At 40.8% G+C, this 13193-nt stretch carries 14 protein-coding genes; 6 read left to right on the top strand and 8 right to left on the bottom strand.

Annotation, left to right across the window (positions count from 1 at the left end):
• Positions 1-18 precede the first annotated feature (18 nt).
• Both D9T12_RS04400 and D9T12_RS04395 read left to right on the top strand, forming a co-directional pair.
• The gene (locus D9T12_RS04400; protein ID WP_130537038.1) at positions 19-228 is read left to right on the top strand and encodes a YnbE family lipoprotein; all 210 of its coding nucleotides are present in this window, start codon (positions 19-21) and stop codon (positions 226-228) included.
• 35 nt (positions 229-263) lie between these two features.
• Positions 264-614, top strand: coding sequence for a YdbL family probable chaperone protein (locus tag D9T12_RS04395; RefSeq protein WP_206199134.1), 351 nt, complete (start codon positions 264-266; stop codon positions 612-614).
• Between the two features lies 1 nt (position 615).
• On the opposite strand, the gene D9T12_RS04390 is transcribed toward D9T12_RS04395, so the two are convergent.
• On the bottom strand, positions 616-1737 hold the full coding sequence (locus D9T12_RS04390) for an MFS transporter (RefSeq protein ID WP_130537037.1): 1122 nt from the start codon (positions 1735-1737) through the stop codon (positions 616-618).
• A gap of 196 nt (positions 1738-1933) precedes the next feature.
• On the opposite strand from D9T12_RS04390, the gene D9T12_RS04385 reads away from it, so the two are divergent.
• Together D9T12_RS04385 and D9T12_RS04380 are read left to right on the top strand one after the other, a co-directional pair.
• The gene (locus D9T12_RS04385; RefSeq protein ID WP_130537036.1) at positions 1934-2419 is read left to right on the top strand and encodes a rhodanese-like domain-containing protein; all 486 of its coding nucleotides are present in this window, start codon (positions 1934-1936) and stop codon (positions 2417-2419) included.
• Between the two features lie 135 nt (positions 2420-2554).
• Positions 2555-4897, top strand: a complete 2343-nt coding sequence (locus tag D9T12_RS04380) for a methyl-accepting chemotaxis protein (protein WP_130537035.1) — start codon at positions 2555-2557, stop codon at positions 4895-4897.
• Between the two features lie 240 nt (positions 4898-5137).
• Here the strand turns inward: D9T12_RS04380 and D9T12_RS04375 are convergent, their stop codons facing one another.
• Together D9T12_RS04375 and D9T12_RS04370 are read right to left on the bottom strand one after the other, a co-directional pair.
• On the bottom strand, positions 5138-5764 hold the full coding sequence (locus tag D9T12_RS04375) for a C39 family peptidase (RefSeq protein WP_130537034.1): 627 nt from the start codon (positions 5762-5764) through the stop codon (positions 5138-5140).
• 3 nt (positions 5765-5767) lie between these two features.
• Positions 5768-6967: a transporter gene (locus D9T12_RS04370; RefSeq protein ID WP_130537033.1), complete on the bottom strand. Its 1200-nt coding sequence runs from the start codon at positions 6965-6967 to the stop codon at positions 5768-5770.
• Between the two features lie 145 nt (positions 6968-7112).
• Here D9T12_RS04370 and D9T12_RS04365 point away from each other — a divergent pair, with 145 nt between their 5' ends.
• Positions 7113-7616: a hypothetical protein gene (locus tag D9T12_RS04365; RefSeq protein ID WP_130537032.1), complete on the top strand. Its 504-nt coding sequence runs from the start codon at positions 7113-7115 to the stop codon at positions 7614-7616.
• Positions 7617-7685: 69 nt separating this feature from the next.
• On the opposite strand, the gene D9T12_RS04360 is transcribed toward D9T12_RS04365, so the two are convergent.
• Positions 7686-8345, bottom strand: coding sequence for a hypothetical protein (locus D9T12_RS04360; protein ID WP_130537031.1), 660 nt, complete (start codon positions 8343-8345; stop codon positions 7686-7688).
• 389 nt (positions 8346-8734) lie between these two features.
• The gene (aroC, locus tag D9T12_RS04355) at positions 8735-9835 is read right to left on the bottom strand and encodes a chorismate synthase (protein WP_130537030.1); all 1101 of its coding nucleotides are present in this window, start codon (positions 9833-9835) and stop codon (positions 8735-8737) included.
• Between the two features lie 99 nt (positions 9836-9934).
• Here aroC and D9T12_RS04350 point away from each other — a divergent pair, with 99 nt between their 5' ends.
• A complete protein-coding gene (locus D9T12_RS04350; protein WP_130537029.1) occupies positions 9935-10342 on the top strand; it encodes an acyl-CoA thioesterase in 408 nt (135 codons plus the stop codon).
• A 48-nt stretch (positions 10343-10390) separates the two neighbouring features.
• On the opposite strand, the gene D9T12_RS04345 is transcribed toward D9T12_RS04350, so the two are convergent.
• From D9T12_RS04345 to mog, 3 genes are all read right to left on the bottom strand, one after another.
• Positions 10391-11434 (bottom strand): carbonic anhydrase, encoded by a 1044-nt coding sequence (locus D9T12_RS04345; RefSeq protein ID WP_130537028.1) that lies wholly within the window; start codon positions 11432-11434, stop codon positions 10391-10393.
• A 32-nt stretch (positions 11435-11466) separates the two neighbouring features.
• A complete protein-coding gene (gene prmB, locus D9T12_RS04340) occupies positions 11467-12384 on the bottom strand; it encodes a 50S ribosomal protein L3 N(5)-glutamine methyltransferase (protein ID WP_130538522.1) in 918 nt (305 codons plus the stop codon).
• Positions 12385-12448: 64 nt separating this feature from the next.
• A complete protein-coding gene (gene mog, locus D9T12_RS04335; protein WP_130537027.1) occupies positions 12449-13000 on the bottom strand; it encodes a molybdopterin adenylyltransferase in 552 nt (183 codons plus the stop codon).
• Positions 13001-13193 lie beyond the last annotated feature (193 nt).

Below are 13193 nucleotides of genomic sequence, written 5' to 3'. Positions count from 1 at the left end.
ATTGAGAGAATCTATAAGATGAAAACCCAAAAATCATTTCCATTATTTTCTATCTTGAGTATGGCGTTAGGTTTTATGTTGCTAACCGCTTGCACCCCAGCGGTTCAAGTTGAACTGCCCAAAGAACCAATCAACATCAATTTGAATGTCAAAATTCAACATGAAATCTTAATCAAAATCGACAAAGAACTCGACAACATGTTTAGTGAATCCAGCGGGCTATTTTAAAAAAACGATATAGGCAAAAGTTAGGGAGAGAACTTATGAAAAAAATGACATTATTAACAGTCTTGCTCAGCAGCTTTTTGTTCGCAATCAGTCAAAACAGCTTTGCGATGAATTTATCGCAAGCAATGTCTCAACTTGGCACGGTAAAATCTCAAGGTTTAGTGGGTGAAAAACCAGATGGCTATCTGGGAGTCGTCAAAAACCAAGCAAATGCGCAATCAATTGTGACACTCATTAATCAGGCTCGTAAACAGCAATACCAAAAGTTAGCGGCCGATAATCAGCTTGATTTACAGCAAGTTGAAATACTGGCCGGTAAAAAAGCTTTGCAAAAAACCGCGCCAGGCCAATACATTCAAATCAATGGTCAATGGGTGAAAAAATAAATTATTTCACCCAACGCCAAGCAATAAAGCCGGCTAACATCGCGGAAAAAGCCATCAAGCTATAGCTCAAACTTGCACCGCCGGCTTGCCAAGCATAACCGGCAATCAGCATGCCAAGTGCACCTCCCAAACCGTGACTCGATGCCGCAAATAAAGCCTGCCCTTTACCATGATGCCGGCCGGTAAAGTATTGATCAATCAGGTAAATCGCACAGGCATGAAACAAACCAAAACTCGCTGCATGCAGTACTTGTGCAAAAACAATCCAAGCAAAAGAAGTTTCCAGCCAACCTGTAATTCCCCAGCGCAAAACAGTCAAAGCAATCGCCAGTAAAATCAACCCTCGAACAGAAAAACGTTGAAACAGTTTAGCCATCCACCAAAATACCGCAATTTCGGCAATAACACCCAATGCCCATAACCATGCGGTGACAGTTTTACTCACACCGAGTTCTGTCATCTGAATAGTGAAAAAGCTGTAATAAACACCATGTGAAACCTGCACCAAAAAACTCACAGATAGCAAAGCTAAAACTTCTGGCCGTTTGACAATACTTAGAAAGTTTTCTTCAAAACCTGAGGTATGGGTTTCAAATTGTTGATCTCTACTTAAAAAGCTGCTCAACAAAACCACAACAAACATTCCAACAATCACCCAAGGAAAATTCTCAAGTCCAGCATTATCAAACCACTGACCTAACAGCAAAACAGCAGCAATAAAACCAATTGATCCCCAAAGGCGAATTTGACCATAACGGTGTTTTTGAGACCCCAAGGTTTTAAAGGTATAAGACTCAAATTGCGGTAAAGAGGCATGCCAGAAAAAACTTAATAGCAGTAAAGTGACAAAAATGCCCCAATAGCTTTGAGATATCACAAGTCCTGTTGCCCCTAAAGTTGCAAACAGCAGTGCCAAACGCACCCAAAAAACTGGCCGGCCGGTAGAGTCTGAAAAAATCCCCCAAATATTCGGCGCAATCACTTTAGTAATCATCAACACCGCCATTAACTGCCCAATCTCAGCAGGCGAAAAACTCAGGGAACTGAGATACACCCCTAAATAAGGTAAAAAAGCCCCTAATAAGGTGAAATAGAAAAAATAAAACGCGGAGAGTTTGAACATTTAACAGCACAACAAATTACGTATAAAAATTAACAACATAAACATAACTACTTAAATTAGTTTCTCTTCAGTTATGGCGTACTTCCAACTTTGAAGCTTCTTGACACAAAGCAAGTTTTTTAACACTTACCGATGTTAAATTTGAGCGTGAAAAAATTATAAAAATAATGAAATCTTTTAGACGGAGTCATACCTCATGAGAACAATTCGAGAATTCGATGCTCAAATTCTACTGAATCCCCCCAGTTCATCTCAAAACTCAATAGCTGCGAAAACCTTTATAGCTGTTAGCGTTCTAGCCATTTTAATGGCTTTCAGTCAAATTGTTTCTGCCAAAGGCGTCTCACCAGAAACCGTCTCCGGTGCCACAACAATTGCGCCAGACGAAGCCAAAAAACTCTGGCGACAAGGCGTTAAATTTATCGACACTCGAAAAAGCAGTGACTGGGAAGCAGGCCGCATCCCAGGGGCACTGCATATTAATATTAAAACTGAATTTGATAAAGAAAATTTACTTAAACAGGTGGATGTCAACGAACCGGTTGTTACTTACTGCAATGCCATTAAATGCAAACGTGCTGCGAATGCCGCAAAAAAACTGGTCGACTACGGTTATCAAAAAGTCTATTACTACCGTCTTGGATTCCCTTCATGGAAAAATGCAGGCTACCCATACGAGTAGCTAAAAAATCTGCTTAGTACATTTAAAAAGAAGATTTACTACTCAAAATATTTGCTGAAACCTCTTGTCAAAAGTAAACCCAGACCCCTCTCAGCAAATGCCATCTAAACAGACTGAGAATACATTGAGACTATCATGAAATTCAATTCACTTCGCCAAAAATTAGAGCTTTTCACCCTAAGTGTCCTATTCATTACCATTACCATTTTGTTAGGTTTATTTGTCGTCAATCATGGACAAATGAAACAACAACTGCAACATTCCATTGAAAGTAAACGCCTTGCCATCTCTAATATAATGGTGTCGCGAGCTCAGGAACTCATGGAAAAAGAAGTTTTCTCGTTCACCCGAGATGACAAAATGCTCAAAGCAATTCAAGATAAGGATTTGGAAGGCATTATTGCGCGTGCCAACACAACGGCAAACTTGCTTGAGGCCACAAACGTTGCCAACAACATCCGAATTTTAGACCCGAATTTCAACTTACTGTTCACTCGCAATCCAAAAGAATCTGGCAAGATTAATTCTAAACTTCTCACACAAGCAAAAGAAGAATTGAACCTGATTCGAGGAATTGAAACCATTGGAGCAGGTCAGCCACAAGTCCACTTTATCCTTCCGATTGCTCCACGCGGCCAACTTTTGGCTTTAGTTGATATTGCCCTCGACTTTTCCGCATTAATTGCTGATTCTGCTAAGGTTGGGCAATTTGATTTGATGTTGTATGACTTGAATGCCGAAAAAGTTCTCGCCAGCTCCAACGAAACCTTAGAAGCAGAATTACAAAAAGCGCAAATTTCGATTCAAGACGAAAGCCTAGAAACCCTAATACTTTCAAACGAAAATGGTACGAAGAGCTTCGACGTTGAATCAAAACAAGTTCTCGATTCTACCGGTCAACCATTTGGATACATGGTTTCAATCTCTGATAAAACAGACATTCAAGCCACCGAAGACGCTACGTTGATTTGGGGAACCATTGCAATCATCGTCTGGGCAATATTAGCGTTCTTAATGGTCAAAGCGATTTTGACTAAAGCTTTCAGACCGCTGGATGAAATGAAAGACCTTGTGACCAAAGTCGAACAACAAGGCGACTTGAGTCTACGCATTCCTGTCAAAAGCCAAGATGAAATCGGACAAGCCGCCAACAGTATTAACCAGCTTTTACAACTGGTCGATAACAGCTTTAAAGAAAGTAACCGAGTCATGCAAGCCGTCGCAAAAGGCGATTTTAGTCAACAAATTTCAGCCTCTGGTGCACATGGCGACTTTGAAACTCTGCAAACCGCCGTCAATCAATCTGTACAAAGTACTTCTTTTACCATGAAAGAGCTCGAACGCATGGCAAAAGCTTTGAGAGATGGCGATTTCTCTGCTCGAATGAATGACAGGGTCGCAGGGTCGATTCGTTCAAAAATGGATGAGACCATGCATGAACTGGATACGATTTTCAATGAGATTAATCACATGCTGGAGAGTATGGCAAAAGGCGACTTCACTCAACAAATTCAACTGACTGCACATGGAGATTTAGGAAAATTGGTCGACGCCTTGAATCATCGTGTTAGCCAAACTTCTAACGCCTTGGATGATATTTCCGCTGTTATTGAAGCCATGGCCTCGGGTGATCTGACACGACAAGTGGCCGGCAATTATCTTGGTAAATTCAAAGATGTTGCAACGTTATTGGCGCAAACCAATCAAAGCCTATCTCAGTTAATTGGTCAAACCACTCACAGTGTTCAATCCTTACAACAAAACGTCACACATATTTATCAAGGCGCACAAGACTTAAATCAACGAACGCAAACACAAACTCAATCCCTCGATTCCACAAGCCAAATGATGGAGAAAATTGCCCAGAATGTTGAACAGACTTCAAATCAATCAGAAGAAGCAACCAAACTGGCTCACGGAGCACAGATTCAGGCCGAAAAAGGGTCTGAAATTATGAAAAACACCGTTGAATCAATGAATGACATTAAAGAAGCTTCGGCTAAGATTGTCGAAATCATTTCACTAATTGACGGGATTGCTTTCCAAACCAACTTACTGGCTTTAAATGCGGCTGTTGAAGCGGCACGCGCCGGTGAGCATGGACGTGGGTTTGCGGTGGTTGCAGGCGAAGTACGGAGTCTTGCAGCCAAATCTGCTGAAGCGGCAAAAGATATTAAAGTATTGATTGAAAATACGGTGGAGACTGTCGAACAAGGAACAGAACACGCTCAAAACTCCGATCAAGCTCTAGAACACATTAAAGAGTCGATTAACCAAGTCTCGGCGATTATTAGCCAGATTAACCAAGCTTCAAGCGAACAGACTCAATCAATTAGTCAAGTCAGTCACTCATTAAATGAGGTAGATAATGCCACTCAACAAAATATGGCATTAGTCAGTGAAACGACCAACTCATCTGGAAACATGAAAGAAGCGGCTGATGAACTCTCTGGTTTGGTAAATCAGTTTAAGGTATAAAACTGCCTCCCTAAGGAAACACTTAAAGAATATTAAAAATACCTAAAATAAAAAACGCCCAATAGGATTTTTTCTGTTGGGCGTTTTTCTACCGGCCGGTAAAGTGTGTTGTAAAAGCTTTGTTAAAACCTTTAAGAACGGTTTAACGCTGAAAAGAGCGAACCAATAAACTCGAACGGCAAGTCTAAAAATTCAAAGTTGATGATTTTTAATCTATACTTGCAAAACAGTTTGTCTCAATCAGCGGTATTTTATCCAATATCGAGCTGATTCTTGAGCAGGAGAGTAACTCTCTTGATTGGCTTTTAGAGAAACTGCATCCGATAATTCAAATCCCGCTTTCCCAATTGCAAGTGCTTCCCCTTGCCAATAATGCAAAAACTCACTTTTCGTTAGTTTAAGGTTGCCAGAGGTTGGGTCAGCAATTTGAACTAAGTCATTGACAATGCCTTTCAGCACCACAAAGTGATTAATCTCTTCTTTTCTCAAAAGCACAACAATCGGCCCTTTCAACTGTTCAGCTTGCTCAAAACTTAATTGAACACCCACGGCTTGATACCCAAATCGAACCAACGTATCTCGCATATCGAGCATCGAAAAACCATCTTTTATCCTACCTGCTAGCTCTTCTTTGGAAAGGCGTGCAGTCATATCCAGCGTTAGTGATGATTCGGAAATTGAATCACCAAAGTAATGATTTAAAATTGTTGCCATCGATGCGGAGCCACATGAATAATCCAGCCCCTGTTTCACAACCTGTTCAAATTTGAGAGTTTGCCAAGATTGAAAAGAGTGCTTTGTACCTTCATCAGAAAAAACAAATTGACTATGTGTTATGAAAAGAAAACCAACAAACAATACTCTCATTGCTTAAATCTTCCATGCAAAGTTCATAGATAGTGCTGGTGTGCTCGCTTCGCTGCCAAGACCAAACATAAGATTGGGTGTAACGGTCAAAGATGGATTCATTCTGTAAGACAGCCCTAGACCAAGGTCAATTTGCTCAGAATCAGAACCTTGCATTTCAATACCATCTAAACGCGTATTACCATAATAATTCCAACTTAATCGGCTGCTAAGTGACAACTTGTTATTCACCGCAAACCCTAACCCGTAATAAGCACCGAATCCTTTTCCCGGTTCAACCTCTTGTCCATTGACTGTGAAATCATTCATATGGGTTAGACTAATACCACCAAACAGAACAATGGGATCAACCATCTTAGTGAAATCTAAACCTGTAGAAATCGCCCAAGAACCACCACCCGTTGAACCTAAATTTTTCCAATCTTCAGGATAAGCATAATCGAGTTTTTTACCGGTCGGTGCGCTCAATTGAACTGACCAACTAATTGACGGCCAATCAAAAGACTGTGGTTCAATTAGGTATTGAGCACCCAGTTGAATATCTCCAAAAGCCAACTCTTCATGGTTACGAACAAACTCATTACTGGAAACATCTTTAAGATGCGTGTAAACCAAGGGTGCGCGAGCCCAAAGTTCAAGATTGTTTTTCAACCCAATACTATAACCAAGGACTGTATCAACACGACGACTTGTCGTGTTGATAATATCATTAGAGTTAAACATAGTCGGGTAGTTATACCGGTTCCGATTATAGCGAAATCCAAGACTGAACTCTTGCTGTCCATCTTTAAGCAAAACCGTTGATCCGCGTAAAAAATCCAGTGTTGGTTCAGAAGCCTCTTCGCCGTAGCTATCTTTAACGTTCTGAGTTTTCGACTCCTTTTTCAATTCAGCTTTTTCTTCAGCAAAATCGCGACGAATCTGAGAAATATCCGTAATAGGTAAACGTACTTCTCCGACCGTTTTTGAGGTAAGAACTTGGGAAGTTTCATCAAATTTCAGAATACCTGACAATCGTTCATCTTCACCAAAAATAACTTGCGCAGGTTTATCGATACTCAAACCAACCATTTGCTCATAAGGCAATTTCATCAAACCGCTATACTGTGAATTAAAAAGACAAATTCCTTTAGCATAAGTTAAAACTTGACCACTTATTTTATCGCCATTTTTCAATGTCACTTGATCAGCTAAAGCCGACATAGAAAAAACATAATAAAAAGAAAAAATCTATTCATATAACAACTCATTATCAATCTTATTTTAGGTGCGAATTGAAACAGAATATATAGCAATATCACTAATGCGTTTGTATAACGCATTAAATAACTTAAATAAGGAAATACTTATGTTGAAAAAACTATTTGTAATACTAACTATCTCAGCTGCACCATTTACAGCCTCTCAGGCTGACAATGCTATGCCAAATGTTTTAGCAGGATTAGATTCAAGCATTCAAGTGATGGATGAGCAACAACTAGATGAAGTGCGTGGGGCTGGGCCATTACCTAGCAACTTCACTTACACTGAGTTTGAATACGTCTGGAACTTTTACGGTGCTAAAAGTGATTATCGTTCTTACATTTACAAAGGAGGCGGCACTTGGACAGGCGGTAAACGCATCTCTTCTGGATCAGATATTGCATTAATTGGCGAAGCTTACTTGGTGACCTATGATGGCCAAAGCGCACCAAGAAGCACTTATCAAACTATTGAAGAACATACTCTTTATGGTTTCTATGATGAACCAAACAATACTGTTTACGCAGATTGGTACAAGAATTTTAAAAGCTGGGATAGACCTTGGAATGGAACATTTTCCATCGGAGTGGCTAGAATAAGCGCTCTTTAAAAAAGATTATTTGCTGATTCATAGAAAAGACAGATGTGAATCAGCAAATATGAATAAAACTAAAGACATTTACTTATGACCAAAACGCTCTTCCTGAAGCATATTTCCATGGGCATTCGCTTCTTGTTCCGTCATATTTCGTATCTCTTCAGGTTGAGCTTGGCGTAGCATTGCTTTTAGTTCCTGCTCGGCTTGAACATCACCAGATAAAATCCTCTCTCGTAAAATCCTAGAATTATTCATTTGGGCTTGAACCTCCTCTTTACTGAGACTTGACAGGAATTGATTAATTGCCGTCATCTGAATATCACGCACTTTTACCAAAGACTCCTCATCTGGAAAATAATATTGATGACCGAACTCCTGTAACGTTCGTAAACGATAAGCAATCTCTTCTTGCCGTTCTGTATTCGATTCTGGGTACTCAGCTTTCAGTTGATCAATAAGAGGCTGATTTTCAGGTAAGTTTTCAGATAAAGACTTTTTCCCAAATTCGAGTACGAACCAGCCAGTCTTCTCATAAATTGACTGTATTCTCTGAGCCATTTCATCAACTTGCTCTTTAATTGGCCTTGAATACACAGTAGATTGTGCTTGATTTGACAGTGTCAGTGTATCCGATTGAGTTGTTTGCATCCCATTGCCGCTTTGATTTGTCGCTGCCACCGTAGAATTCTTATTATTCACACCATAGGCAGAAGTTGCCACATTTACTGCTGAAATATCCATAAAATCGTCTCCATGATAACTTCACCTTCAGATAAGCATACGAGATGCCATTAATACGGCTTAAAGACACAAAACAATACTTATACGCATTGTTTTGATAGCAAATTAAGGCTTATTTTAAATCAAACAAGACTGAAATCGAGAGTAAGAGAAAACAATCATTTACATAAATAATTGAATATGGCGAGTTATATTTTATAAATTGACAATAAGAATGTGTTAATTCAGCATTCTGGCAGAGTGAGATCAGCCGTTTGAATAGTCGATTATCGTTACGAGAATAGGAAAATGGAATCACTCTTGAATGGAAGTTGAGCGATTCCATGTAATTAATGATGGGGAAATGCAGTCACTCGTTCGTGACTAACTGAGTGTTTAAACGTTTTTATTTAGACGTTTTTAGAAGCCAAATCCATGATTGGCGGTACAACATCACCGTTTTGCGCTCGATTACGCATAAAGTGGTCTAACAAGACAATCGCCATTTGTGCTTCAGCAATCGGTGTGGCACGAATGCCGACACAAGGATCATGGCGACCCTTTGTCACCATTTCAATTTCTTCACCCGAGGTATTAATTGAACGTCCAGGAGTCATAATGGACGAGGTTGGCTTGAGTGCAATGTGTGCAGTGATTTCTTGTCCGGTTGAAATTCCGCCTAAAATGCCACCGGCATGATTGGACTCAAAGCCTTCAGAGGTCATTTCATCACGGTGTTCCGTGCCCAACTGCCCTGCCACTTCAAAACCATCACCAATTTCCACACCTTTTACCGCATTAATGCTCATAAGAGCGTGTGCCAAATCGGCGTCCAGACGGTCAAAAATCGGCTCGCCTAATCCAACCGGAACATTTTTGGCTATTACAGTAATTTTTGCGCCAACAGAATCTTTCTTTTTCAACAACTCATCCATGTAAACGCGGATTTCTTCACGTTTTTGTTCGTCTGGACAAAAATAAATATTGTCGTTATCGAACGGCCAAGCGACATTTTCAACTTTGATTGGCCCAAGCTGCGATAGATAACCTTTCACCTCAACGCCTAAACGTTCTTTCAAATATTTCTTCGCAATTGCACCTGCTGCCACACGCATGGCAGTTTCACGCGCTGAAGAACGTCCACCACCACGATAATCACGGAAACCGTATTTTTGTGTGTAGGTGTAATCCGCATGCGCTGGACGAAAAGTTTCCGCCACTTTTGAATAGTCTTTTGAACGTTGATCTTTGTTGTGAATAATCATACCGATTGGCGTACCGGTGGTTTTGCCTTCAAATACACCCGACAAAATTTGTACTTCATCATCTTCACGACGCGCGGTTGAATGCTTAGAGGTTCCCGGTTTACGACGATCTAACTCTGCTTGGATATCCGCTTCACAAAGTTCTAAACCTGGAGGACATCCATCCACAATACAACCCAATGCTAAACCATGACTTTCACCAAAGGTGGTGACGCGAAAATTTTGTCCTAAAGTATTTCCTGACATACGTTACACTTCTTTTTCTGAAATTTAATTCGCAATATTCTACTTTATTTGAAACGCTGAGGCACTTAAGACCGTTGTGAGTGCCAAGATTTTTAGCCTATGAATCCCATTTACAGTGAAAACTATACCGTTAACGCCCCTGACTTAGACTTTTTAGGTCATGTGAATAACAAAAGTTATTTAGATTGGATGGAAAAAGTCGCTTGGCATCATGCGCAATCGGTCGGCATTGATAAACCGCTGCAACAACAACTTAACCGAATTTTGGCAGTTTACGAACATCACATGCATTATTTGGGAAGTTGTTATGCTGGCGACGAACTCGAATTGAGGACTTGGATTGGCAAGCAACTTGGCTGCTGCCAACGCGAGCGCTTTTTTGAATTTGTACGAATCAAAGATAACAAAACCGTTTTTAAGGCGAACAGTGTGTACGTTTGCATTACCTTAGACTCGCACAAACCCAAACGAATCCCGAAAGAGTTTATTGCGCCATATTTCAACTAACGCAAACTTCACCGGCCGGTAAGGATTAAAACGTGTAAAAGTTAAACTCTAGTAAAACTCATAAAATTGAGTGTCTTGTTCCACTTCTAACCAAGATTTTAATACAGCTCGCGAATTCAACGATTGCACCGGCCGAGCATTTTCACCTAGAACTTCATTCATTTGCATAATTTGCTTAGCAGAGGCTTGAATCGGCTGTTTAAAGACCATCCAATAAACGCCTTCCGTACAAGGAGGCGTCGTTAAAGACCCAGAATATTTAAAGAACTCGGTATTAACGGGCAGAAACTTCACCGGATTCAAACTAACATTTTCATGCAATTCCAACTTGTGCATTTCTTTTGGCAGGTGTTGCAACAAGGTATTCAAGGCCGCATTATCTTCTCCTTCTTGGAAAAGAATGCCAATCACCGCATAATTGCCATCGCCATCCTTGTGCACCAAATGCACTTCCATTGGGTAATTAAAGCCTTCTTTTTGGTGTTCGCTTGGCGTATGAAAATGATATTGCATCAATTCATAACGCTTACCACCAACTTTAATGTAGCTCCCCAACGGGTAATCTACTTGGATGCTGTGACCATTATTTTTAATTTTTAAGGGAACATCTCGGTAACGAATATCCAGCTCAGGCAACCCTTGAGCACCGACAGCGGATTTTTCACGTAAATCGATTGGCGACTGACTTTTGCCCACATCACACTGAGTATAATCGGACGATAACTTTCCCCAATGCCTTGGGCCTGTATCACCTGAATAGCTCCAATGAACGCCGTTCGCGCCATGATGATCGGACACTTCTTTTTCTTTACCGGCCGGCAAATCTTTTGACTCTTCGCCAAGCTGCACTTCATCTTCAGGCACAGTTAACGAATTGTTTTCTTTTTTGATTTTGGCCAACTCAGACGCTAAATCAACTAAAGGTTCTTGTGCATAAACCGAATTAGCTTGCAGAAACACCAACGCCGAAAATGCGAGTATCGAAGCAACCAGCCAGCTTTTGGATTGACGAATAAATTGATGAGCAATTTGAGAACAGTGTGGAAACTTTACCGGCCGGTAAGCTTTTTGAACAGTTTTTGTATCCAACATTTCAATCAATCCTCTTTCAGAGCCAAATTCTTCTACACTCGCTGTTGCAGTAATTCGGCAAACACTTCTAACTCTTGTTTCTGAATGGCAAAAACACCTTCCCCGCCATGCTCAAATTCAAACCAATAAAATGGCAACTCTGGGTATTCTTGTTCCAAATAATATTGGCTTACACCGACTTCAACAACTAAGACTCCGTCATCATTCAAGTGATCCGCGGCTTCAACCAAAATTTTACGCACCAAGTCCAATCCATCTTTACCGGCAGCTAAGCCCAAACTCGGTTCTTGTTGAAATTCCGGTGGCAAATGATCCATTTCGATTTCATCCACGTAAGGCGGATTCGAAACAATCAAATCATATTTTTCACCCTGAAGATTTGAAAATAGATCCGATTGAATGGCACGAGCCACATCATTCAAATCATACATATCGATATTTTGCTGAGCGACTTCCAAAGCCTCTGGCGAAATATCCACCAAATCCACAGTGGCATTCGGAAAAGCTTGTAAACTTGCCAAACCAATGCAGCCACTACCAGTACACATATCCAGAACGCGCGTCACCGAATCGGCTTCGACCCATTGTTCAAAACGCTGCTGAATCAGCTCTGCAATTGGAGAGCGCGGCACCAAGGTATTTTCATTTACCTTAAATCGAATGCCGGCAAACCACGCCTCTCCAATTAAATACGCCGCTGGTTTACGTGTTTCAATCCGCAGACGAAAAAGCTCGGTTACCGCAGTACGTTCAGTTTGCGTTAAACGCACCTGCCAATACATATCTGGAACTTCTTGTGGCAATGACAATGCATGAAAAACTAACACGCGAGCTTCATCAAAAGCATTATCGGTGCCATGTCCAAAAAACAGTTCATTTTTTCGAAAAAGCGATCCCCCCCAACGAACAAAGTCAATGAGCGTTTCCAATCCTTCATATTGATAATTCATCGGTACCACGGAGATTCCTTTTATTAATTTGGTCTGTTCTGGCAAATAACATTTAAGAGAATTTTTATGCAGGCTTCTTCGCGTGCTTTGGTCGAAACGCCTTCACAAAGTTTTCATCTGTTTCCAGATAAGGCCCATCAATCAAATCCACACAATATGGCACTGCAGGGAAAACCGCTTCCAAACATTCGCCAATGGCAGATGGTTTTCCTGGCAAATTAATAATTAGACTTTCACCGCGAATGCCGGCAATCTGACGTGACAAAATCGCCGTTGGGACATACTGCAAGGACACTGCACGCATCTGCTCTGCAAAACCATCTAAAATTTTATCGCAGACCGCTTCTGTGGCTTCAGGCGTCACATCCCTTTTTGCCGGCCCAGTGCCACCAGTTGTCAAAATCAAACAACAATGTTCATCATCAGCTAACTGTTTAATGGTCTGCTCAATCAGTCCTTGTTCGTCAGCAATGACTTTTGCTACCGGCTGCCAATCATTCGTCAAAGCTTTACCAATCCACTCTTGCATCGCAGGCCCCCCTAAATCTTCGTATTCTCCACGAGAGGCGCGATCTGAAACTGTAATAAACCCAATTTTGATTGCCGATTGCGACATAATATTGCTTTCCTTGTAATGCGACTTTAGACAAGAATTTCAAAGGCAACGCCAAACTTACCCTTGAATCTTAATTTTTCAGCCCTATATCATACCGTAAACGTCAAAAGAGACGAGACCTTCTAGGCTATGACTTTTAATCAGTGGCACAATATGGTTCTGTCCTAAGACAAAACGAATAAAGCCGATAATG

Origin of the sequence: Thiomicrorhabdus indica (genome assembly GCF_004293625.1) — a bacterium.
Classification (GTDB): Bacteria; Pseudomonadota; Gammaproteobacteria; order Thiomicrospirales; family Thiomicrospiraceae; genus Thiomicrorhabdus; species Thiomicrorhabdus indica.
Note: the sequence above shows the minus strand (reverse complement) of the source record. Positions and strands in the feature narration are given on the sequence as shown.

Excerpts from the sequence above, each read along its gene's own strand:
- D9T12_RS04400 (WP_130537038.1), top strand. The coding sequence starts at position 19 with ATGAAAACCCAAAAATCATTTCCATTATTTTCTATCTTGAGTATGGCG.
- D9T12_RS04395 (WP_206199134.1), top strand. The coding sequence starts at position 264 with ATGAAAAAAATGACATTATTAACAGTCTTGCTCAGCAGCTTTTTGTTC.
- D9T12_RS04390 (WP_130537037.1), bottom strand. The coding sequence starts at position 1,737 with ATGTTCAAACTCTCCGCGTTTTATTTTTTCTATTTCACCTTATTAGGG.
- D9T12_RS04385 (WP_130537036.1), top strand. The coding sequence starts at position 1,934 with ATGAGAACAATTCGAGAATTCGATGCTCAAATTCTACTGAATCCCCCC.
- D9T12_RS04380 (WP_130537035.1), top strand. The coding sequence starts at position 2,555 with ATGAAATTCAATTCACTTCGCCAAAAATTAGAGCTTTTCACCCTAAGT.
- D9T12_RS04375 (WP_130537034.1), bottom strand. The coding sequence starts at position 5,764 with ATGAGAGTATTGTTTGTTGGTTTTCTTTTCATAACACATAGTCAATTT.
- D9T12_RS04370 (WP_130537033.1), bottom strand. The coding sequence starts at position 6,967 with ATGTCGGCTTTAGCTGATCAAGTGACATTGAAAAATGGCGATAAAATA.
- D9T12_RS04365 (WP_130537032.1), top strand. The coding sequence starts at position 7,113 with ATGTTGAAAAAACTATTTGTAATACTAACTATCTCAGCTGCACCATTT.
- D9T12_RS04360 (WP_130537031.1), bottom strand. The coding sequence starts at position 8,345 with ATGGATATTTCAGCAGTAAATGTGGCAACTTCTGCCTATGGTGTGAAT.
- aroC (WP_130537030.1), bottom strand. The coding sequence starts at position 9,835 with ATGTCAGGAAATACTTTAGGACAAAATTTTCGCGTCACCACCTTTGGT.
- D9T12_RS04350 (WP_130537029.1), top strand. The coding sequence starts at position 9,935 with ATGAATCCCATTTACAGTGAAAACTATACCGTTAACGCCCCTGACTTA.
- D9T12_RS04345 (WP_130537028.1), bottom strand. The coding sequence starts at position 11,434 with ATGTTGGATACAAAAACTGTTCAAAAAGCTTACCGGCCGGTAAAGTTT.
- prmB (WP_130538522.1), bottom strand. The coding sequence starts at position 12,384 with ATGAATTATCAATATGAAGGATTGGAAACGCTCATTGACTTTGTTCGT.
- mog (WP_130537027.1), bottom strand. The coding sequence starts at position 13,000 with ATGTCGCAATCGGCAATCAAAATTGGGTTTATTACAGTTTCAGATCGC.